This is a genomic window from Streptomyces sp. GS7, from assembly GCF_009834125.1.
Lineage (GTDB): Bacteria > Actinomycetota > Actinomycetes > Streptomycetales > Streptomycetaceae > Streptomyces.
Genome location: NZ_CP047146.1, coordinates 6,308,364 through 6,330,354, shown reverse-complemented (window position 1 = coordinate 6,330,354; position 21,991 = coordinate 6,308,364). Strand labels below are relative to the sequence as shown.

19 protein-coding genes and 1 pseudogene are annotated in these 21,991 nt (G+C 67.7%); 11 read left to right on the top strand and 9 right to left on the bottom strand.

Annotated elements, in window-relative coordinates; all coding sequences use genetic code 11:
* Positions 1-435 precede the first annotated feature (435 nt).
* From GR130_RS27545 to GR130_RS27530, 4 genes are all read right to left on the bottom strand, one after another.
* Positions 436-2,304: a potassium transporter Kup gene (locus GR130_RS27545; protein ID WP_236573547.1), complete on the bottom strand. Its 1,869-nt coding sequence runs from the start codon at positions 2,302-2,304 to the stop codon at positions 436-438.
* Between the two features lie 543 nt (positions 2,305-2,847).
* Complete coding sequence (locus GR130_RS40975) at positions 2,848-3,939, bottom strand: WXG100 family type VII secretion target (protein WP_159507206.1); 1,092 nt, start codon at positions 3,937-3,939, stop codon at positions 2,848-2,850.
* Positions 3,936-4,310, bottom strand: coding sequence for a WXG100 family type VII secretion target (locus GR130_RS27535; protein WP_159507205.1), 375 nt, complete (start codon positions 4,308-4,310; stop codon positions 3,936-3,938). The genes GR130_RS40975 and GR130_RS27535 overlap by 4 nt, the downstream gene beginning before the upstream one ends.
* 1 nt (position 4,311) lies before the next feature.
* On the bottom strand, positions 4,312-4,626 hold the full coding sequence (locus GR130_RS27530; RefSeq protein ID WP_159507204.1) for an ESX-1 secretion-associated protein: 315 nt from the start codon (positions 4,624-4,626) through the stop codon (positions 4,312-4,314).
* 109 nt (positions 4,627-4,735) lie between these two features.
* On the opposite strand from GR130_RS27530, the gene GR130_RS42060 reads away from it, so the two are divergent.
* Both GR130_RS42060 and GR130_RS40965 read left to right on the top strand, forming a co-directional pair.
* On the top strand, positions 4,736-5,257 hold the full coding sequence (locus GR130_RS42060) for a pyridoxal-phosphate dependent enzyme (protein ID WP_236573545.1): 522 nt from the start codon (positions 4,736-4,738) through the stop codon (positions 5,255-5,257).
* Positions 5,148-5,435, top strand: a complete 288-nt coding sequence (locus GR130_RS40965; protein WP_236573544.1) for a hypothetical protein — start codon at positions 5,148-5,150, stop codon at positions 5,433-5,435. Before GR130_RS42060 ends, GR130_RS40965 begins: the two co-directional genes overlap by 110 nt.
* Before the next feature lie 65 nt (positions 5,436-5,500).
* Here the strand turns inward: GR130_RS40965 and GR130_RS27520 are convergent, their stop codons facing one another.
* Positions 5,501-6,190 carry a FadR/GntR family transcriptional regulator gene (locus tag GR130_RS27520; protein ID WP_159507203.1) on the bottom strand — a complete coding sequence of 230 codons (690 nt, stop codon included), beginning with the start codon at positions 6,188-6,190 and terminating at the stop codon, positions 5,501-5,503.
* Positions 6,191-6,524: 334 nt separating this feature from the next.
* Between GR130_RS27520 and leuA the strand changes: the two genes are divergently transcribed.
* The 5 genes and pseudogenes from leuA (at position 6,525) to lysA (ending at position 12,894) form a co-directional block, all read left to right on the top strand.
* Entirely contained in the window at positions 6,525-8,321 is a 1,797-nt protein-coding gene (gene leuA / locus GR130_RS27515; protein WP_159507202.1) for a 2-isopropylmalate synthase, read from the top strand.
* Positions 8,318-9,109 (top strand): annotated as a pseudogene (locus GR130_RS27510) (ABC transporter ATP-binding protein); the annotation flags it as partial. The gene leuA and the pseudogene GR130_RS27510, both read left to right, overlap by 4 nt.
* Positions 9,110-9,566: 457 nt before the next feature.
* Positions 9,567-10,055 (top strand): YybH family protein, encoded by a 489-nt coding sequence (locus GR130_RS27505; protein WP_159507201.1) that lies wholly within the window; start codon positions 9,567-9,569, stop codon positions 10,053-10,055.
* 1,333 nt (positions 10,056-11,388) lie between these two features.
* A complete protein-coding gene (locus GR130_RS27500; RefSeq protein ID WP_236573542.1) occupies positions 11,389-11,550 on the top strand; it encodes a hypothetical protein in 162 nt (53 codons plus the stop codon).
* Positions 11,551-11,595: 45 nt separating this feature from the next.
* Positions 11,596-12,894: a diaminopimelate decarboxylase gene (gene lysA, locus GR130_RS27495; protein ID WP_159507200.1), complete on the top strand. Its 1,299-nt coding sequence runs from the start codon at positions 11,596-11,598 to the stop codon at positions 12,892-12,894.
* 54 nt (positions 12,895-12,948) lie between these two features.
* On the opposite strand, the gene GR130_RS40000 is transcribed toward lysA, so the two are convergent.
* The 3 genes from GR130_RS40000 to GR130_RS41665 all read right to left on the bottom strand — a co-directional run bounded on the left by GR130_RS40000 (position 12,949) and on the right by GR130_RS41665 (position 15,829).
* Complete coding sequence (locus GR130_RS40000) at positions 12,949-13,317, bottom strand: hypothetical protein (protein WP_201305017.1); 369 nt, start codon at positions 13,315-13,317, stop codon at positions 12,949-12,951.
* Between the two features lie 832 nt (positions 13,318-14,149).
* Complete coding sequence (locus tag GR130_RS27485) at positions 14,150-15,229, bottom strand: ALF repeat-containing protein (RefSeq protein WP_159507199.1); 1,080 nt, start codon at positions 15,227-15,229, stop codon at positions 14,150-14,152.
* Between the two features lie 384 nt (positions 15,230-15,613).
* Positions 15,614-15,829, bottom strand: a complete 216-nt coding sequence (locus tag GR130_RS41665) for a hypothetical protein (RefSeq protein WP_328707568.1) — start codon at positions 15,827-15,829, stop codon at positions 15,614-15,616.
* Positions 15,830-16,978: 1,149 nt separating this feature from the next.
* On the opposite strand from GR130_RS41665, the gene GR130_RS27475 reads away from it, so the two are divergent.
* Positions 16,979-17,764, top strand: coding sequence for a hypothetical protein (locus GR130_RS27475; protein WP_159507197.1), 786 nt, complete (start codon positions 16,979-16,981; stop codon positions 17,762-17,764).
* Between the two features lie 168 nt (positions 17,765-17,932).
* On the opposite strand, the gene GR130_RS27470 is transcribed toward GR130_RS27475, so the two are convergent.
* Positions 17,933-18,729, bottom strand: a protein-coding gene (locus tag GR130_RS27470) for an IS5 family transposase (protein WP_236573540.1) whose coding sequence is annotated in 2 segments (ribosomal slippage) — positions 17,933-18,391 and positions 18,394-18,729 — 795 coding nt in all. Because the reading frame shifts where the segments join, the coding sequence is not laid out codon by codon here.
* Between the two features lie 203 nt (positions 18,730-18,932).
* Between GR130_RS27470 and GR130_RS27465 the strand changes: the two genes are divergently transcribed.
* The 3 genes from GR130_RS27465 to GR130_RS27455 all read left to right on the top strand — a co-directional run bounded on the left by GR130_RS27465 (position 18,933) and on the right by GR130_RS27455 (position 21,952).
* A complete protein-coding gene (locus GR130_RS27465; RefSeq protein ID WP_201305015.1) occupies positions 18,933-19,739 on the top strand; it encodes an MgtC/SapB family protein in 807 nt (268 codons plus the stop codon).
* Positions 19,740-20,221: 482 nt separating this feature from the next.
* Positions 20,222-20,632 carry a hypothetical protein gene (locus GR130_RS27460; RefSeq protein ID WP_159507195.1) on the top strand — a complete coding sequence of 137 codons (411 nt, stop codon included), beginning with the start codon at positions 20,222-20,224 and terminating at the stop codon, positions 20,630-20,632.
* Between the two features lie 159 nt (positions 20,633-20,791).
* Entirely contained in the window at positions 20,792-21,952 is a 1,161-nt protein-coding gene (locus GR130_RS27455; protein ID WP_159507194.1) for an ATP-grasp domain-containing protein, read from the top strand.
* Positions 21,953-21,991 lie beyond the last annotated feature (39 nt).

The window sequence follows — 21,991 nt, the reverse complement described above, 5'->3', positions numbered from 1 at the left end:
ACATCCGCCCGGCGCCTGACGGAACCCTGACGGCCCGCGCCGCCCAAGAGGGCGCTGTCGCAGTCATGCCGGCAGCTCATCAGAGGTGCATCAAGAGCCGTGGACGACCTCTTGCAGCCGCGAGTGGCCGTGCATTTGACGGTGACGTGAACAGCGACCGGCTTCTGCTCGGCCCTCCGTCCCAGAGACTGCCTGCCGGCTCGCCGAGCGCGGTGCCACCGGCCTCGTCCACGGCCGCACCGCCGAAGACGCACAGGCCGCCACCGGCAAGCTGATCGCCACGGCAGGCATCGGCGCGTCCCAACTCTGCGGCCTCAGCGCCGCCTTCGCGCGCCTGGAGGAGGCCGAGGTGAGGGCGCGACCGCATTGCAGGCGCGCATCCCGTACAGGCGTGGCCACTGCTCGCATCCCCTCGCACTTCGGTGACCGGCGCGCCTATACCTCGATGTGCGAGCCCATGATGACTGTCCGGTCACGGGGGAGGCCGAAGTACTCGGCGGCGTCGGCCGTGATGTAGGAGGTGGCGATGAACAGCCGCTTGCGCCAGAGCGCCATCGTCGGGGTCTTCCCCCGCCGGAGCTCGATCTTCGACAGGAAGTAGGTCGCTTGGTCGAGCTGCAACCGCCCCTCGGTTTCGGCCGGGTCGAGCATCGCCATCGCGCCCGGCACGTCCGGTGTTTCCATGTAGCCGAACCGGGCGGTGACGTGGAGGATTCCGTCGTCGGCGTAGCCGAGGTCGTCGACGGTGATCCGCTGGTCGGCCGGGACCCGGGGCACCGGCTCGGTCTCGATGGACAGGATCACGACCTGCTCGTGCCGTACGTGGTTGTACTCGACGTTGGCCCGCATGGCCAGTGGCGCGGTCTGCTTCCCCCGGTTGAGGAAGACGGCGGTGCCGGGGACCCGGAGTGCCGGCATCTGCCCGCTGTGGAGCTGGTCGACGAACTCCCGCAACGGGCCTTCGTGCCGTGCTCGCTCCGCGGTGACGGTCTCGCGCCCGCGCTGCCAGGTCGTCATGACGGTGAACGCGGTGATACCGATCAGCAGCGGCAGCCACGCGCCGTGGACGAGCTTGGTCACGTTGGCCGCCACGAACAGCAGGTCCACGAAGAGCAGCACGCTCGCGCCGACGGCGACCAGCCACACCGGCGTGCCCCACCGTGCCCGGGCGACGCAGAAGAACAGCAGGGTGGTGATGGTGATGGTTCCGGTGACCGCCATCCCGAACGCGAAGGCCAGGGCCGTGGAGCTGCGGAAGGCGAAGACCAGGGTGAGCACCGACACCATCAACAGCCAGTTGATCCAGGGAACATAGATCTGGCCCATGGTGGACTCGGAGGTGTACGCGATGCGCAGCCTCGGCAGGTAGCCGAGCTGGGCCGCCTGAGAGGCGACCGAATATGCGCCGGTGATCACCGCTTGGGAGGCGATCACCGTCGCGGCCGTGGCCAGAACGACCATCGGCAGCCGTCCCCAGGCGGGAACGAGCAGGAAGAACGGGCTGCTGACGTTGTGCGGGTCGGCGAGGATCAGCGCGCCCTGACCGAGGTAGCTCAGTACGCACGCGGGGAAGACGAGGACCAGCCAGCCACGGGTGATCGACCGGCGGCCGAAGTGCCCCATGTCCGCGTAGAGCGCTTCGGCGCCGGTGACCGCGAGCACGACCGCGGCCAGCGCGAAGAACGCGGTGCCGAAGTGACCGACCAGGAACCCCAGGGCGTAGCTCGGTGACAGCGCTCTGAGGATCTGCGGGTGGTCGGCGATGGCGGCCACGCCGCACGCTCCGATGGCCACGAACCAGACGATCATCACCGGTCCGAACAGTCGGCCCACCGCCGCGGATCCCCTGCGCTGAACCAGGAACAGCAGCACGATGATCACCGCGGTGACCGGCACGACGACGCTCTCCAGTGACGACTCGACGACCTTGAGCCCCTCGACCGCGGACAGCACCGAGATCGCCGGGGTGATCATGCTGTCGCCGAAGAACAGCGACGCCCCGAAGATGCCCAACGCGGCCAGTACGGCGGTGGACCGCCGGCCCCGCGATGAGCCGGACCGTCGCAGCAGGGTGATCAGCGCCATGATGCCGCCCTCACCGTCGTTGTCGGCGCGCATCGCCAGCAGCACATAGGTGACCAGGACGATGATGACCACCGACCAGAACACCAGCGACACCACCCCGTACACGTTCTCCGTGGCGACCGGGACCGGATGCGGGTCGCTCGGGTTGAACACGGTCTGGAGCGTGTAGATCGGACTGGTCCCGATGTCACCGAAGACCACCCCGAGAGCACCGATCACCAGCCCAAGACGCACCGTGTCGTGCGCACTCGGACCACGAGCCCCCGGTGACCGCGACGCGGACCCGCCGTCCGACGCACTTCCGTGCCGGCGATCGGCCATGGTGATCCTTCCTCCGCACGGGCAGTTACGCTGCAGGCCAGGTGCCTTACGGCGGACAATACCGATCCCCCTGCACAACCGTCCGGAGGTGCGCGCCGCATCGTCCGTCGAGGTGGGCGCGTATCAGCAGCATGACGACCAGGCGCAGCGCGAGAGAGGGCGGAGACAGCGCCATCACCGCCGCGATCAGCCCCACACCACCGCCGAGGATCAGCCCCCGGGCACCCCAGCCATCCCGGGGGTGCCGGCGCCCCGCCGACGGGGAGCAGGACGGCGATGAGGGGGACCGACGCAGCGGTCGGCGCGGGACGGGGCGGGTAGGTCATCCGCTCTTTCTCCGGCCCGGCCGCATCGGGCGGCGGGACGGTGCGGTGGTGTGTTGCGACAGCGTGACGTGGTGGGTGCGCCGCATGAGGTAGGCGCAGCGCCGCGCGCAACGGCTCAGGTGCCGCCGGGAGTTGCCGCGGCACGGCGGCGGGCATCCGTGTGCCGCTTCACGAATCCCACGGCAACCACCCCATCGGCCAAGCACATCACCAGGAGATCCGCGGCCACGGCGAAGTCCGCGTGGGACGACGCGTCCCCCACATCCCGCTCGAATTCCGGTTTGACCGCCCCCTCGGGATCCCAGACAACCCGCACTTCGTCACCGACCCGGTCATCCTCCTCGCAGGAGACGCTCCCCGGCCCCTGGGCCCCTTCTCCGTAACGCAGGACGCACTCGTACGAGGTGTACTTCCCGTGGTGCTCGACGACCCGCGCGACGACGGCGGGCCGTGTCATCCCGCGCACCTCCAGCACATGGGCATGCGACGCCTTCGCGGCCAGCACCAGAGGGGCGAGCACCAGGCCGAATATCAGCAACAGCAGCACCCCCGGTGGGTCCGGAGCCGGCGACGGCGACGGCAATGCCCAGAACACCGCCACGGCCAGACCGGTGACGGCGACGGCCCCCAGGATGACCGCGAACAGCAGCATCCAACCGAACGGCGCTACCGCCCCGGCAACGAGCAGAGTGGGCGCGGACGGCGGAATCAGCAGCAGGACGACCAGCCTACGCTCCGGGGTCCCGGGGCCGCCCGGCCGCAGCCAGCGCCGGTGGCGCCGCTGCGGTACGAGGCGTGGCCCGCCCACTCGGTGACGTCCTGTCACCACCGTCTGCTCCCAGCGCACCGTTCCCGATCCTCCCCCTGCTCCCGACTCAACCTCACCGCCGCGGGGCATGTGCTGAGTCATGGCCGTGTGCTGTGCGTCGGTGTACTCGTATCCGGCCGCCGAGTGGTCGAGTCCGCCGGCGTATCCCGCCAGTTGCTGACGGAGCTGCTGGAGGCTGTGCACCGTGGCCTTCGTCATTTCCACGTATTTCGCCAGGGCTTCGGTGGATTCGCTGAGCACTCCGAACGCGTCGTCCACGTTCTCCGCCTTGTCGGCGAAGCGTGTGACCTGTTCGCCGAGCCGGTCGCCCGTGTGCGTGAAGTCCTCGGACAGCGCCCGGAGTTTGTCCGGGTGCACGGTGAAGTGCTCGTGTGTCATGAGTGGCCCCCGACCGGCCCCTGGCGATGAACGTGCTCTGCGTTGGCCTTCTGGATGGCGTCGGCTGTGTGGTCCAGCTGCTCGGCGACGGCGGCGAAGTGCGGCAGGACCTTCTCCGCCTTCTCTTTGGTGTGGCTCCAGCGGGCGTGGAAGGTGTCGGAGGCCGCGCCGGTCCAGTTGTCGCCGAGGCGGGTGACCTCCTGGTCCCGGGCCTCGATCGTGGTCTTCAGGTCGTGGGCCAGGCGCCGCCATGCTTCGGCGCGGGACCGGAGTGCGGAGGGGGCCGTGTCGGGGGCGAACAGGTCGAAGCTCACCTCGATCTGCTCAACCTGCATCCGTTGTTCCTGCTGTTCCTGCTGCTGGTTGGTCATGTCACTTCCCCAGGAACTGCTGAGCTCGCGCGTACTCGGCGCCCTCGTAGGAGGCGACGGCGTGGTGCAGACCGGAGGCGTGGTCCCGCAGGTCCGCGGATATCTCCCGGAGGGCCGTCGCCGTATGGCGGGTCATCTGCGCGTACGGGGAGTGGACTTCGGTGGACCCCGAGCTGGGGCCGGAGGCGTCGGTCACGTTCCCGGCCTGCGCGGCGAACTCACGGACGCGACTGTCGAGATGGTCGGCGGATGCGGTTAAGCCCTGGGCCAGCACGGTGACCGGTTCGGGACGGAAGGAGAAAAGGTTGCACGTCAAGACTGGCCCCCGTGGTGATCTCGTGGCGTCGTCGTGGTGATCATTACGCTCAGGGAGGCTGGGCAGACGGGTCCCGCGGATCGGGCCCCGGGGGTAGGCGAGGTGATGAATGCTGGCCGATCACCGACCGGATCAAGCCACGTCACAGCAGGACAACACCGTGCCAGGCCGCTCCTCACCCCGTCCCCCAACCATTTCCTCGCTCACGGACGAGGAGCGGCGGCGCGGCGTCGTCTGCGCCAGTGCGGGCAACCACGGTCAGGGAGTCACCTTCGCGTGCAGCCGGCTCGGCATTCGCGGCCGGGTGTTCGTCCCGTCCAACACTCCGCGCCAGAAACGGGAGCGCATCGAGGCGTTCGGTGGTGACGCCGTCGAGCTCGTGGTCGTCGGCAGCACGTACGACGAGGCCAGTGCCGCCGCACACTGGAACAGTGAGCACACCGGCGCGGTGTACGTCCATTCCTTTGACGACGTGCGGACCATCGAGGGCCAGGGCACGGTCGCCCGGGAGATCACGCGGGGTGGAGCGCTCCCTTGTGCACGTGGGCCTGCGCCACTACTTCCTTGTGACGTTTCCCCAACAGCCGGGTGCGCTGCGGCACTTCCTGGACGAGGTTCTCGACAACGGTGAGGACATCGTTGCCTTCGAGTACGTCAAGAAGAACAACCGTGAGACGGGGGCAGCCCTCGTCGGCATCGAACTGGAGCGTCCCCAGGACCTCGACAGCCTGTTGCAGCGCATGCAGGACAGCCCCCTGGCGATCGACAGGATCTCGCCGGGATCTCCCTGGTTCTCCTTCCTTCTGTGAGCTCTCGGTGAAGTGAAGTCGGCCGCGCCAAGGAAAGTTAGCGCGCTCTCCGCCTCCGCCGTGATTCAGAGGCGGTGGAGGCGTGTGAGGGTCTGTTCCAGCTCGGCCTGGAGGGTGCTGCTGGCGGTGTCGGCGTCACCGCGCTCGATGGCCCGCACCAGGGCGTCATGGGCTTCGTCTCCATGATTCGGCTCGTGGGCTCGCAGGTCGAGGAGGTCCAGCAGGTCGATCAGCCCTTTGCGCAGCGCGGGGATGAATTCGTTGAACAGGTCGGTGAGGACGGGGTTGTGGGCGCCCGCGACGACCGCGGCATGCAGGGCGATGTCCGCGTCGACGAAGGCCGCGTCATCGCCGGTGGCCGCCGCTCGACGGGCGTCCAGAGCCGTCCGCATGGCCGTGAGATCGACCTTGGTACGGCGCTGCGCGGCCAGGCGCGCGGCTTGCACCTCGATCAGCATGCGGACTTCGTAGATGTCGGTGACTGCGGCGTGCCGCAGCCGGGTGGCCCAGTCCTCTTCGGGCTCGGTGGCGATGACGAAGACGCCGGCGCCCTGGCGGGCCTGCAACAGGCCGGCTCCGGCCAGGGCGCGCAAGGCTTCGCGCACCGTGGAGCGGCCCACGCCGAGGGTCTTGGCCAGGGCGGTTTCGGCAGGGAGCTTGGTCCCGACCGGCCACTGCCCCTCGGTGATCTGGTCGCGTAGGTGCTGGGTGGCCTGTTCGACCAGTGGGCTGGGGCGGAGGGCACCGAGCGGCATCCCGCTATCACCTCTCAGGTTGTCTGATGACGTGCCGGCCAGTGTACTGGGCGTGACGCTGAGGTCAGGCGAACGAGAAGGGGCATTCCATCAGGTGTCCAACGTTCCGTATTCGCTGGAAGGTTGACGGGCTGACACTTCCTGACGCCCGACTCCACCTGCGCAAGTCTCTCAGGTTGTCTGAGGAGTTGGTTGTGGCTACTGTACCCGGCATGTTGCTGCGTGAGCTTCTCCTTCTTGGCAGCCGCTGCGGGGCCTGATGCGACCGGCACCCCGCAGCGGGGTACCAGGCTGTGCTGGTCATCAGAGGGCCGACCGAGAGAAGTTCTGCACCATGGCTTCCTGCGAGACCACGAAGTTCCCCACGCTGCGCACTCCGTCCGGTGATGTTCCGCCGGATTCGCCGGTGTGGAATCCGCAGCGACCGAGCGCGATGCCGCATTACCGCTATCAGCCCGTACATCACCGTGTCGCCCTGCCCCTGGCGGACCGGACCTGGCCGTCCCGCCGGATCGAGCGGGCCCCGCTGTGGGTACCGGTCGATCTGCGCGACGGTAACCAGGCGCTGGCCGAGCCGATGGACACCGAGCGCAAGCGCCGGATGTTCGACCTCCTGGTCACCATGGGCTTCAAGGAGATCGAGGTCGGCTACCCCTCCGCCAGCCAGACCGACTTCGACTTCGTACGCCACCTGGCCACCAGCGGGGCGGTGCCCGAGGACGTGACCGTGTCCGTCTTCACGGCGGCCCGCCGCGATCTCATCGACAGGACCGTCGCCTCGATCGAGGGGCTCCCGCGCACCGTCGTCCACCTCTACACGGCCACCGCTCCCACATGGCGGGACGTGGTCCTGGAACGATCCCGCACGGAGGTTCACGGGCTGATCCGGGACGCGGCCACCTACCTGATGCGGCGGGCCGAGGAACAGCCGGGGGCGGACATCCGGTTCGAGTTCTCCCCCGAGGTGTTCAACCTCACGGAGCCGGACTTCGTCCTGGAGGTCTGCAACAGCGTGACCGAGCTGTGGGAGGCATGCCCGGACCGACCGGTGATTCACAATCTGCCGGCGACGGTGGAGGTGGCAACGCCCAATGTGTATGCGGACCAGATCGAGTACATGGACCGCCACCTGACGCGGCGTGAGTCGGTGATCCTGTCCGTCCACCCGCACAACGACCGTGGCACCGGCGTCGCCTGCGCGGAGCTTGCCATGCTGGCTGGCGCGCAGAGGGTGGAGGGCTGCCTGTTCGGCAACGGCGAACGGACCGGGAACGTCGACCTGGTCACCCTGGCCCTGAACCTGTATGCGCAGGGCGTGAACCCGATGATCGACTTCTCCGACATCGATGCCGTACGTGAGGTGGTGGAGCGCTGCACCCGGCTGCCGGTCCACCCCCGCCACCCCTATGGCGGCGAACTCGTGCACACGGCCTTCTCCGGCACTCATCAGGACGCCATCGCCAAGGGCATGGCCCATCACGCCAAGCAGGCTGCCGAGCAGGGCGTCCGTGCTGAGGAGGCGCCATGGGCGGTGCCATATCTGCCCATCGATCCGGGTGACGTCGGCCGCACGTATGAGGAAGTCATCCGCATCAACTCCCAGTCCGGCAAGGGCGGCATCGCCCACCTTCTCCACACCCATCACGGCCTGGATCTGCCGAAGGCGATGCGCGCGGACTTCTCCCGCACGGTGCAGCACATGTCCGATGCCAGCGGACGGGAACTGTCGCACAAGGACCTGTGGGACCTCTTCCGTACCACGTACATCGGCCCTGTCCAGGAAGGCCCGGTCGAGCTGGTCTCCTGGAGCACTATGGAATCCGGCCCCGGCGAGCACCGGTTCGCCTGCACTCTGCACATCGACGGCCAAGCGCGCCACTGTCAGGGATCCGGCAACGGACCACTGTCGGCCTTCACCGATGCCCTCGGTACGGCCGGGATCGAGGTCGACATCCTCAACTACACCGAGCACGCCACCACCACCGGACCGGGCAGTCACGCCATCTCCTACGCCGAGTGCCGTGTGAAGGACATCACCTGTTGGGGCGCAGGCTGGGACACCTCCATTCTGGCCGCGTCGGTTCACGCCGTCATGGCCGCCGTCAACCGCGCCGAACGGAGTCGACCGTGAACGAGACCGCGGTACTCCGTGCGAACAACGTGGATCTCGTCCGCGACGGTGATGCGATTCTGGAGGAAGTCTCGCTGACCGTACGGTCCGGAGAGCACTGGGCGCTGCTCGGCGCCAATGGCGCGGGCAAGAGCAGCCTGCTCAGCCTCCTGGGAGCGCTCGCGCATCCCACCCGGGGTACGGTGGAGGTCCTGGGTCACGAGCTGGGCCGGGTCGACATGCGCCAACTGCGGTCCTGCATCGGCCATGTGGACCCACGGCATGCGCTGCGCTCGCCCTTGAAAGTCCGGGATGTCGTGCTGACCGGGCTGACCAACACCATCGAACGGGTGCCCCGCTGGAGCCCGACAGCTGAGCAAGTGGCGATGGCTGACCGCCTCATCGGTCTGCTCGGCCTGAGCGACCGCCTCGGGGCACGGTGGCCGACCCTTTCCCAGGGTGAGCGGGGCCGGGCACTGATCGCGCGGGCTCTGATGCCCAGTCCACGGCTGCTGCTGCTCGACGAACCCGCAACCGGACTGGATGTCGCGGGCCGGGAGCAGCTCATCGAACGGATCGACACGCTCCAGCACACCTACCCCGAGCTGGCATCGGTCCTGGTCACCCACCGATTGGAGGAGCTCCCTCCGGGCACGACGCATGTGATGCTGCTGCGCGACGGGCGCTGCCTGTCCTCCGGGCCGGCCGATGAGGTCCTGACCAGCGACCAGGTCAGCAAGTGCTTCGACCACCCGATTCGCCTCACCCGTGTCGATGGGCGCTGGAGCGTGCGGACACGCCGCCCGGCGGGCCGGCCAGGCCGTCGGCGGCCGGTGCGTCAGCAATTGTCCATTCCCGTGGATTGCGTTGAAGCACAGCGTTCGGGCCCATGTCGCGTGGCCGTACTCCGTGGCCGTGCTCCCCCTGCCCCGCGCGCTCCCGGCCACCGCCTTCACCAGCAGGCGGCTGATGCTGTCCGGGCGGGAAAGCGTCCCGCGCTGCCCCGCGCTTCCGGCCGGTTCCGGGACCTGACAGAGATCGGCACCCACCTGGTGCAGTGGGCAGCAGGCTTCCGATGGGTCGGTACGCCGCAGCACCGTTGCCGCCTGCGGTGGCGGAGCACGGCTCCCCGCTCTGCCTTGTTGGACGTGGCCCCTGGCGGTTGGACGCGGCACAGCGCCGAGGGGCGGGTCATGTCGGGGGACAGTCCATCCTATGGCCGAGTCCGGGGGAATAATCAGCGCTCGAAGCGGAGTTGATGCCCGCGTGATCGAATACACCGAGATTTCCTACGGTCCTGAGTCCCGGAACCGACTGCATGAGGCCGGGGATCCTTCCGCCGAAGGCGCGCTCGCCGCGCTGGAGTCGTTCTACTACGCACTGAACAACCGTGACATCGAGGCTCTGCGCGCTGACTGGACCGCCGATCCGCTGGCCCAGTTGAACAACCCCGTCGGAGGCATCCTTCGCGGTGGGGTCCTGATCGCTGAGCTCTACGAGAAGATCTTCGCCGGCTCGCTGAATGTCACCGTCACGTTCGGCGATGTCGTCGCTTACGTCGGCGAGCGGCACGCCGTCTTCGCAGGTCGGGAGAGCGGCCACTACCTGGGACCGGACGGCAGCCGGATCCCGCTGGAGATCCGCACCAGCCGCTACTTCCGCTACGAGGCAGGGCGCTGGAGCCAGTACCACCACCACGGGAGCATCGACGATCCCGCTGCTCTCGGCGCATACCAGCAGGCCGTGCGCGGATGAACGGCGACTTGGATCTCGGTGCCCGTGCCGCCCTCGCGGCATTTTCGCCTGGCACGCCGAGATCTACCCGGGCGCACCCACCCCCTCTCGCGGCTGGCCGGTGGCGCCCCGACCGCTGCTGTCAGCCGTTGAACCTGTCTTCTGCCCAACTTCTATGACGGACCGTTGGTACTCCCATTGGCCGTCCCGGATCGGGCGCCTTCGTCACTTCCCCTGCAAGGGCGCCCCACGCAGCCCGGCCACCTCGACCCGCGCCATCGGGACACCAGCCCATCCTTGAACCACGTGCGGGCACGCGCCGCCGGCCGGCACCGCGGGCGAAAATCGGCAGCATGCCGCATGCCGCCGCCAAACTCCCCGCAGGCGGGAAGCACAAACCATCCAGGAGCATCTACACGTACTGGGGATGCAATTCGGCACGCGTCGCCAGTGTCCCCTTCACCAGAGCTCCGAGCCGGCCGGCCCGCGGCGCGTGCGGTTGGAGCCGACCCTGGTCGCGTTCGCCTTGCGGAGCGATCGAGGGCTCGCTGGCACCCGCCCGGGCGCCGAACCCACGGTTATGGCAGCTGCAATTCTCCCCGCATCACCGGCATGTGCGTATGGTTCAAGTGCCCCCTCGGACACCAACCAGATCCCCACGGCTTCTCTGAAGCCGTGGGGATCTGTCGTTGTTGGGGGCGTGCAGGTTGGGGGGCGATCTCGGCGTGGATGGCCTGGTGGCCGGTGGGAACGGCGAATTGAGGCGGACCCCGAGCCCCCGCAACCGTGCATACCGCTGCGGGGGCTTCGATCGTGCGTGCCCCGTCTGTTGCGGGGCGGCGAGCCGGCTCTCCGGCCTGCTCGGATACAGGTTCCGCGGGCTCCGCCGGTCTCTTCTGGTGCGGTGCACAGGTGATGGGCGCCAGGTCGGTCAGGACACTTCGTCCGTAATTCTCAGGCGCCTTGAACATGGACCGCTATGTCGGCATTTACGGTTTCTTGTGGAAAATTGGTCCATCATTCCGATGTGACACTGAAAGAGGGGATAGTTCGGCATGCCTTGCCGCTACCCTCGCGTCGCCGCCTCGGGCGTCGCGTAGTGATATTTGTCGATTGAGCACAGCGGGATCGGTAAATTTTCGCGGGTTGTCTGGGCGGCGTGCAGTTCCTCCGGTCCAGTCTCCGTAGATCCAGGACGCCCTCTGGCGTCGGCGCTCGCCGCCAGAAAAAGGGCGATAGTGTTTCGGTATAGCGGCCGGGGGGCGTCAACCCCTCCATGTATGGCATTGCGTACAGAAACGTGTGGGGGCATGGAAAGAATTCTCGATCGTTCACTCCATGATTCGATTGGCATATGGAGCGAATTCCCCCGGGATTCCTTGAGGTCATCGGCTTCGACAACTACGGGACCGGGCCCGGCCCGCGGGTGTCCGCCGGGCAGATCGTGGCCCGCTTCATGCTGCGCGGACCAACCGTCCGTGGTGCGGACAGCCGAGCAGATCCTGCGGCGTTTTGAAGAGAATCTCGGAATTGCCCTGATGATCGGCGAGAAGGACTGACCATGACCTCTGCTTCCGCCTCTTCCCCCGCTGCCTCCTCCTCTACGGGGGAGCTTCCCGGCTCCCTCGACGGGCCGCGGCTCGCCGGCGCGGCCGCGGAGTACGGCACCCCGCTGTGGGTGTACGACGCCGATACGATCCGCGCGCAGATCGCCCGGCTGCGTCGGTTCGATGTGATCCGCTTCGCCCAGAAGGCCTGCTCGAACCTGCACATCCTGCGTTTGATGCGCGAGGAGGGCGTACTGGTCGATGCGGTCTCGGAGGGCGAGATCGAGCGGGCGCTCGCGGCCGGCTACCAGGTCGCGGGAGCGAACGAACCCATCGTCTTCACCGCCGACCTGCTGAACCGGTCCACGCTGCGCCGCGTCGTCGAACTGGGCGTCCCGGTCAACGCCGGCTCGCCGCAGATGCTCGACCAGGTGGGCACGGCCGCCCCCGGCCACCCGGTCTGGGTACGGGTCAACCCCGGCTTCGGCCACGGGCACAGCCGTAAGACCAACACCGGTGGTGAGCACAGCAAGCACGGCATCTGGCACGAGCACCTGGAGGAGAGTCTCGCGCTGGTCGACAAGCACGGGCTGGACCTTGTCGGCCTGCACATGCACATCGGCTCGGGCGTGGACTACAGCCACCTGGAGTCGGTCTGCGAGACCATGGTCAAGCAGGTCAGGATGACCGGGCGGGACATCCAGGCCATCTCGGCCGGCGGCGGCCTCTCCGTGCCCTACGCGCCCGGTGACCCGGAGATCGACACCGACCGCTACTTCAGGCTCTGGGACGCCGCCCGCCAGGAACTCGCCTCCGAACTGGGCCACCCGGTCCGGCTGGAGATCGAACCCGGACGCTTCCTGGTCGCGAACTCCGGTGTCCTGGCCGCCGAGGTACGCGCCCAGAAGCCCGTCGGGAGCAACTACTTCGTGTTGGTCGACGCCGGGTTCAACGACCTGATGCGGCCCGCGATGTACGGCAGCCACCACCGTGTCTCGGTGCTCGACGCGGAGGGCGGGCTCCGCCGCGAGGAGGCCCGGGACGCGGTTCTGGCCGGCCCGCTCTGCGAGTCGGGGGACGTGTTCACGCAGGTCGAGGGCGGCGATGTGGAGCCCGTGCCGCTGCCCCGCACCGAGATAGGTGACCTGGTGGTCTTTCACGACACCGGGGCGTACGGCGCCAGCATGTCGTCGAACTACAACTCCCGGCCCCTCATCCCCGAAGTCCTCGTCGACGGCGACGAGACCAGGCTGATCCGCCGCCGGCAGACGATCGACGAGCTGCTGGCACCCGAGCTCGATCCCGGGGTCTGACCCCGCGCTGTGCCGTCAACACCTGCAACAGAATCTCCGACACAGGACACTCCCTCAAATCCAGGGACCGTATTGAACGGTGGGTTCTTCGTCAGGGAAGTCGTCGGGAAACACCTGGGTCGACCACCTCACCTGACCGGTCCGCACATCGGCACTGAGCAGGTCCGTGCCACGGTGGCCCGAAGCGCGGGAGCCGGCGAAGGGAGCGGTCACCGCATTGCCGCTGATGGACATCGATGAGCCACCGACCCGGTCGGGGAAACCGGCCGATCCGCCGCTCACCAGGCTGACCGGCCGGTCCCAGCCGAGCCTGCCGGAGGTCACCGAGACGGTCTGGAGGTGCTCGCACCTCTCGATGCCCTGGTTCGTGGCCCACACACCGTAGGTGAACGCTCCCATTCCCCCGGACGTGCTGTGACTCATGTTGCACAACAACCCTGCCCCCGGCGGCTTCCAGGACCAGAGCCGATCGCCGGTCGCGGTGTCGTACGCGGTCAGTCCCGACTTGGTACCGAGCACGACAGACGTCGGCGTACTCCACAGTCCCACGAAGGAACCGGTCTTCGCCTTGGCCAACGACCAAGTGAAGCCCTGCGTCCCATGGGGAGCGGCGCTGCGATTGCCGGGGGCCGCGGAGGAAGTGGTGGCGGACGTCGAGGCACCGGGGCCGCAGTACGTGAGTGCGATGGCAAGAGCGAGGATCCCGGCAACTACCCCCGCCAGAGCGGCAACCGGTCCACGTGCCACACGTATGCGGCTGGGTGAAGGTGAAGGCTGGTCAGCTGGTAAGGGCGGCGGGGCGGCGGGAAGGGGCGGTAGCCGCGGCCGACTCTGCGGAGTTCGGGGCAGTTGCCCGGCGGTGGGCCGGGACACCGACTCGCGCATGCCGTGAACGTCCTCATGGCAACCGTCGGTCACGGTACCGTCACCCCGATCATCCTGGGTATCCGGAGACGCCGCCGAGTGCTCCGGTTCCGTCCGTACGACGCCATGTCTCCTGCGCGACGGTCAGTCGGGCACCGACGGTGCCGGCCGCCATCGCCGCCGCTATGGCGGCGCCAACAACCCATGCCAGATCGCTCGCTTTCGTTTCCTGCCTGGTTCCCCCCTTGGGCTGAGACGTGCCCGTATGGGGGGCGGCGGCGCTGACCAGGGCCGATGAAACGGCGATGACCTCGCTGATGGCCCGCGGGGCGGCTGTCCGCGTGGGGGCGGCTGCCCCGGCCTCTTCGTGCAGGGGTGCCGGCGGTCGGTGTCAGCTCTGGGAGGCGCGGCGGCGGGAGGCCAGGACCAGACCGGCGCCGGCGGTGAGGGCGACGACGGTGCCGCCGACGGCCCAGGGGGTGGCCGAGCCGGCGCCGGTCGCGGCCAGCTGGGCGCCCGAGGAACTGGTGCTGGAGGTGTCTGCGGCGGGCTTGGCGCCGGTGGTGCCGTTGGGCTCCATGGCACCCTTGACGTCCTTGGCGCCGCCCTGCTGCTGGTTCTCGCCGCTGGTGGCCTCGGCGTCCTTGGACTCCTGGGCTTCCTTGGCGTTCTCCTGGTCCTTGCCGTCCTGGTCCTTGCTGTCCTTGGCCTTGGCGGCCTCGGCGTCGTCCAGCCTGCGGGCCTCGTACTGGCCGACGTCGAGGAAGTGGCGGATGTCCTCGGCTCTGTCACTCAGCAGCGCCTTCCTGGCTGCTTCCATGAGGTGGCGGCCGCCGCTCCCGGAGATGCGGGTGACGAGGATGCGGTCGTCGGTCTCGCGGGCCTCGTACTGGCCCACTTCGAGGAAGCGGGTGCGGTCCTCGGGGCTGCCGTCCAGGACCTTCTGTATGGACTCGTAGAGCACGCTTCCGCGCTTGGCCGTGTGGAGGATGCGGGAGATCTCGACGCAGTTGTCCTCGTCGCGCGCCGCGTACTGGCCGACCTCCAGGAACTGGCGAAGAGCTTCGTGGGTGCCCTTCCTCAGCGCTTCCAGGGCCGCCCTCCGCAGCCCCTTGCCGGCGGTGCTGGAGATCTGGACGGTGCGCAGCCTGTCGTCCGCGAACCGGGCCAGTTCGCAGCCTTCCTTCAGGAAGCGCACGCGGTCCTCGGGGGAGCCGTTCATGGCCGCCTGCCCGGCCTCGTAGACGCTGCTGCCGGGCTTGGACTTGTGGATGATCCTGAGGATGGCGACGCGGTTGTCGTCGTCGGCCTTCGCGTTGCCCTGCGTGTCCGGCTTCGCATCCGGTGCGGTGTCAGGGGCCGAGTTGACCGGCGCCGTGGCGGCGTCGGCGGCGACAGCCGGAGAGGCGAACAGGACGGCAGGCGCGATCGCCGCGGCGGCGACAACAGATGAAATACGGGACAGCTTCACGCTTACCCACACTTTCACGGGAAAGAAGTAGTAAATGTCCTGTAAAGCATAGGGGATGTGAGATTTCCCGGTCAGGGACCCCTGGCATGGGGCGGCCCTGATAGCCACCGGCGGGCACGTGTCACGGCAGCCAACACACGTCTTCGGTAGGTCTACCGACATGGTCACGATGAGCGAGCCTCCGTGGTCACAGGGGGTGCGGCACGACCAGCCCTCGTCCGCGGCTCCCGCCGGGGGTGCGCAGAACATGGCTGGTCGCTCCCCTCGCCCTCTCGGCTTCCGGGTCGCCGTCGGCGTGGTCGTCGGGGTCGTCCAGTTCGTCGAGCAGGAGCCGTTTGCGGCGCTCCAGGGCCCTGATCTGCTTGCGGAGCTGTTCGGCTTTCCCTATGGCGAGTCGGGGGAAGGATCCGCCGGCTGCGCCGTGCGGAACAGGTTCCCGCGTGTGGCACGGACGTCGCACTTGCCGTTGGGGGTGAAGACGATCTCGGGGACGACGTGGACCTCCTGTGGGACGAGAGCGGAGGGCAACGCTTCGGCGAGGGCACTGCGGACGGTCTCGGCGAACGCCGCCGGGTCGAGCGGGGGCTGACGTGGCAGCACGAACAGTTCCAGGACATCGAGCGGACCGCGAACGACGTCGAAAGCGGCGTTGGCGACGCCCGGAATGTTCAGTACGTGATGCCGGAGTTCGCCGAGTTCGACGCGATGGCTGTTGATCTTCCATTGACACCGGGTCAGTGGCGATGTTGTGGGTGTAGCGGGTTGGCCAGCATCTTTGCAGCTCAGAGGTGGCGTAAGGCGGATTGGTGCATGTGCATGTGTCGCCACCTGTCACCACCTCTGGCGGGATGCATGCTGACTCAATGCTGACATTCATGACTACCCGTCAGCTAAATCTGACGAGTAGTCCTGACGCCGCGTCGCGTGTCGCAGATCAGGCGGCGGATGGCTTCGGATGGCGAGCTGTTGCGTAGGCTCGATTTCGGAGTCGACCTCTGTCGATATCCGCCTTGAGGAGCATCTGGTGCCCCGAGTATGCAGCCGGAAGCAGGGCGGCTAAGGGGTTGTGCGATCGAGGTCCGGGGCTGCTAAGCAGCGATCTTTTGTTTTGGGCGGTGGGGGAGGGGGGAGCGCCTTGTGGCGGTCCGAGCGGGGCGATATGTCCCTGCGCCTCAGCTTCGGTGATGAGCGCCTGGATGATGCGCAGGTCCTCGGATGGGCTTGGTGAATCCCTTGGGATCCGTTTTTGGGCGCTGCGGCGTGGGGTCGGGTGAGTTTGGCCGGAACGGGGGAGAGATGAGCTTGGTCAGGCGCCAGGCTGGAAGGGGCCTCCACGGCGGGGAGTAGTTATTGAAGCGGGCCGAGATCGGGACCCCCGTGGCGCTGCAGAAGGGCGCCGAGTTCTTGACGTCGCACGGGGCGTCGCTTGTCGGCATCTCTCGAATGGTCCCCGACTGCCAGTTGTGGGTCAGCAAGGCTGCACAATGGGAGGCCGCAGAACTGAGATTCCCTCGTGATCAAGCACGAGGTACTGCTCCATGGTTGCAGTGGTGGTTGCATTCGCCGGCGCGACTGCCGGTTTGGCAACCTGGGCGGACAGGGTGTCGATGGGGTCCGTTCCATCTGCGGCGAGATCAAGATTCTGGTCGCGGGGCAGACCGTCGAGGCCGCACCGCGAAAGCGTGGGCGATCTCCGGAGCCGCTGAGGTCGCCTGTCGCAGAGCCCTGGGGCGCCGTAGAGTCGGCGAAGTGCGCTACGGACAGAAGGCGTTGTTGCCAGCACCCGAAACGTTCCCTGACGAGAAGGCTCTCGCCGCGTTCGTCCTCGGCAAACTGGACAAGTGGTTCCACATTGAGGAGCAGGTGCCAGGGCGCTACTGGACTGGCGAAGAGGCACGAATAGACGCAGTGCTCAGGCCCCGGGATCCGGAAGGTTGGCACGATAAGGAGCCTGCCTTCGGCGTCGAGTTCAAAAGCCTCGCTCCGAACAGCGGCACCGGCGACCGGTACGGGTGGGTTGCGCAGGCTGTCGGATACACGCATTGCCAATGGCAGGGCTACGGCAGGCTGGGTATTTTCCTGTGCCCTTCCCCTCTGACCTGGCTCCTGTCCCGCGCGGACGAGGTCGCAACTGCCCGCCAGCGGCAGATCAGTCCTGAGACGCTGGAGAAGGAACGTCAACGGGTCCGCGAGTACGGGCGCCGCTTCGGCAAGGAATACTCAGATGCGTATGTCGACAGCGAGGCGCTGCGGACGCACCGCCGTCGCCTCGGTGAACTGACCTACGAGGAGTTCACCGCTCGCGCCGACGGGTACGCCAACGCCGACGAGCGAGAGCGCGAGCATGATTTGCGAGTAGCCGAGGAGCTGACCCACCTCCTGGGACAGCTCAGCGTTGGCGAGCTCATGCCGTACGAGAAGATCGGCTGGGCGCTTATGCGGTCGGGAACACGGCTGTGGAGCGAACACGACGGCACGGCCAAAGTCCCGTACGGGCTACGCCCCCGCATAGGCTCCGAACGACGCAGGCACTGAACCCCGATCCCTCAGGCAAGCTGACCTGGGTAGCCGGTGGCAACCTCCGGCATCTGCCGCGGCCGCCGCGGCGACGATCTTGTTCCGCAGCTGCCAGCCGAACGCCACCCCGTCGTACGGGTTGGCGTCGCCGGGCTCGACCAGGCCGACCTCTACCAAGAAGTCGTCTCATTTGGTGAGTCTGCGGTAGCAGATGAGGCTGCAGGCGATGGCGGTGAAGGCGAGGAAGTGTTCAGCCTTGCGCTCGTAGCGGCGGTGCAGGCGGCGGCAGCTGGCGAGCCAGGACATTGTGCGCTCGATCGTCCAGCGGTGCCGGCCCAGTCGGGTGGAGGACTCGATGCCTCTGCGGGCGATGCGGTGCCGGATGCCTCGCCCGCGGAGCCATCGACGCAGGTCGTCGTAGTCGTACCCCTTGTCCGCATGGAGCTTGGCGGGCCGTCGTCGGCGCGGCCCGCGGCGCGAGCGGATCGGCGGGATGCCTCGGACGAGCGGCTTGAGTGCCTGACCGTCGTGCAGGTTCGCACCGGAGATCCCGATAGACAGGGGTAAAACGGTCCGCTCGGTGATCAAGTGGACCTTCGAGCCCTTCTTGCCCCGGTCGACAGGATTCGGACCTGTCAGCTCCCCCCTTTCAGGGCCCGCATGTTCACCGAGTCGATGGCGCAGCGCGACCAGTCCAGGTCCCCGCGCGATCCCAACTCGTCGAGGATGACGCGGTGGAGCTTGGCCCAGACCCGGGCAGCGGTCCACTCGGTGAAGCGCCGGTGGACGGTCGGCCCCGACGGACCGAAGACGGGCGGCAACTGCCGCCAGGTGCAGCCCGTCGTGGCCACAAAGATGATCGCCGCGAGGACCTCACGGTCACCGTACCGGCGTCGGCCCCCGCCCTGCGGCCGCGACGGAGCGGGTGGCACAACCCGCTGGAACAGCTCGTACAGCTCGTCCGGCACCAAGCGTTCCACCATCAGCACGAGCCCAGACTACCGACGAAGCCAAATGAGACGACCTCTAAGGAGTTCGAGCCGTCCACCCAGGCGATTCGCAGCCGGGTGAGCCAGGACCGCGGCGGAAACGAACCCGAGGTGTATCCGTCGGTTCAACACCTGACTGTGAGTCGCCGATACAGAAGCCGACACGGGAACGGGATCAAGGACGAGGGGAACAGGTCATGGCCATCGTCAACGAATGGCAGATGGTGGACAACATTGCTGCCGGGCTCGGCTTCGCAGCTGCCATCGGCCTGGAGCGGCAGTGGCGGGCCCGGATGGCTGGGCTGCGGACGAACGCGCTGGTGGCCGCCGGGTCCGCGCCGTTCGTCCTGTTTGTCCAACTGCGGCTTCGCGCAGGCCACCAGTACCGTCGGATGCGACGGCTCGCGGCCCAGATCGTCTCCGGCATCAGCTTCCTGGGAGCCGGTGTCATCATCCGGGACGGGCTGAGCGTGCGCGGCCTCAACACCGCTGCCGAACTGTGGTGTTCGGTTGCAGTAGGAGCCCTGGCCGGTACGGGGCTGTACGTACTGGCGGGGCTCGGGACGGTCGCGGTGGTGGGCGCCAACCTGCTGCTGCGGCCGCTGGGCCGGCGTCTGGACCGGGAGCCGCGCGGCGGCGCCGAGGTCGCCACCGACTACTACTTCGAGGCGGTGTGCACCGAGCCGGAGGAGGCACACATCAGAGCCCTGATCGTCCAGGCCGTCGCCCAGCCTGGCTTCCGGTTGCGCTCGGTGTTCAGCCGCGACGCGGAGGAGGGGAAGGTCACCGTCGCCGCGGAACTCACCACCGAACGCCGCGACGACTCGCTTCTCGAAACGGCCGTCAGCCGACTGTCGTTGGAGCCCGCGGTCTCCGCGGTGAGCTGGACGGTGATCGGCTACCCGGCCGAGAACGGCGACGGCTACCCAGCGGAGGAGGCATCCCACCACCGGTTCCGGAACTTCTTCACCGGGCGGAGGCGTGGAGGAGCACCACGGCGGTAGTCGGGGATCGGCTAGAGGGCTCGCCTCCGCAGGCCCGAGCACGACCTGACGTGGACGAAAATCGCGTCCTCGTGCCGTGGTGGGACGGTCGGAAATGCGGAGGTGTCGTTCATGGTCTTCCCTCTTGTCCTTGTTCCCCGCCACCGGACCGGGTGGCTTCCGCGCGGTCACCTTCAACCACCGCTCCCACGAGGACAGTTCTTCCGGGACACGCCTGGTGATCAGCCACGTACCGGTCACCCGGGTGACAAGACGGCCGAGGTCAGGGCATAGCCGTCGAGCGTTTCGCTCGGACGACCACATCGACGGTCGCGGCAGAGCCGTTGGCTGATGAGAAGTGGGTACGGCGCCTCCATCGGCTGCGCCCGTTGTCCTCTGAACCGGTGTCACTGGATTCTGCGACATGCGGACGACGTTCTCCGACATGAGAATCCATCACACCGCGAGGGGCCGTTCACCGAAGGCGAAGGTGGACGCTCCTGATGCGGGACCGCGACGAGCCCAACGACCGGATCAAGCTCCCGGGAGACGATGTGCCCCTGGCGCGAGCGGAACGCTCAGCTGTGATGGCGCTTCTGGACGTTTCCGGCCGCTGGTACTGGTATTCACGCAGCGGTGACGGTGTCGGCGTGGTCCGGCGCGTTGCCGGGCTGCGCGTTGAGGAGCTTCGTTTGTTCCTTTCCCAGATCGGGGCGCAGCGGATCGACCGGCTCGCGACGTCGTCGTTCCTCATGGACGTCACCGTGCAGACCAGGCCGTTCACCCTTCGTGGTCATCGTCACCTCGTGGACCGGTTGAATGTGGCTGGCTTTGCGCACGCCGGCCGCAGCGACTCGTCGAGATCAATTTCACGGACGGGGGTGAAGCCTCATGATCCGTGCTCTTTCCGGTAGGTCTGTCGAGCACCACAGAGTTCGGATGCGAGTGCGTCAGGGAGGTACTGGTGAGCATGCTCTCCGTCGTCTTCTTCCAGATGGGCAGTCGGGCACGCAGGCGCCGGGTCTTCACCAGGTAGCGGACAGCGCCGAGAAGAGCCGGTGGAAAGGGATGCAGTGAGCAAGGAATATGAGCGGCTCCTCCTGCTGGAGCCGGAGGCCCATATCCTCGCAGCCGCGACGGCGGCCGGGTTGGACACTTGGTTGGTCACAGGTCTCGTGGACGGGCGGCTGAACGAGGAACAGCTTTGCGGACGACGGGTGCGCACCGACTTCCAGGACGCGGACAGGCTGTTCACCAAACTGGTGAAGACCGCCGTCACCCATGAGATTCCCCATGTCCTGTACTTCGGCGACGAGGAGGTGATCCACCTTGCCGTCGAGCGCGCCCTCCTGGAACTGTCGCCGACGAGCGCGGAGCCGCTGCGCAGGCTCCGTGATCCTGAACTCATGCGACGCATCCTCAATCAGGCCGGAGTGTCCGTCGTGAGGGCCAAGTCGGCCCTGAACGTGGTGGCCGTCCGTACCTTGGCCGAGGAATTCACTGCGCCCGTGGTCGTCAAGGCCGGGTTCGGACCGCGGACCACTGTCCTGCGCGACGGGGATGACCTCGACGCCTGGGCGGCCGATGCTCCTGCCGGGCCGTATGTCGTCGAGGAATTCCTGACCGGGCCACGGATCAGTGTGGACACGCTTTCGCGGGAGGGCATGCATCAGGTGACCGGCATGACCGCCAGGGCGGACTCGGGCGCCGATCTGCTGTATCCGGCGCCGCTGTCCGAGGCCGACAGAACTGCGATCCGGACGGCCGTAAGAGCCCTGCTGGACTTGGCAGGACTGGAGCACGGGCCTGCTCACACGGAGGTGGTCGTCACCGAACGCGGCCCTCGGATCGCCGCATCCGCGGCGCGGCCGGCCCCGAGCGCGATCCGGCGCCTCATACAGGCGGCCACCGGCCGGCCTCCGGAGGAGGACGTGCTGTCCGCACTCATCGGCTCATTGCCACGGTGTCCCGCTCCGACTTCCTTCGCTGCTCTCACCCGCCTGGCGGTCCCCTGCACCGGCCCGAATCTGGCAGCAGCCTTGGACGACATCCGCGGCTTGAGCCACGTCCACGACGCTCGCTTTGCAGCAGCCAGTGACGGCACTCCCGCGCACGTCCAGGTCATTGTCCGAGGCGGTTCGCCGGAGGCGGCCCAAGAGCGACTTACCGAAGTGCGGAGCAGGTGGGCGACGAATCCGAACGTGAGCGGGAACGTGGCCGGCGGGAAATGGTAACGGGACGGGACCGGGACGGGAAGGGGCACGGCGAGCATC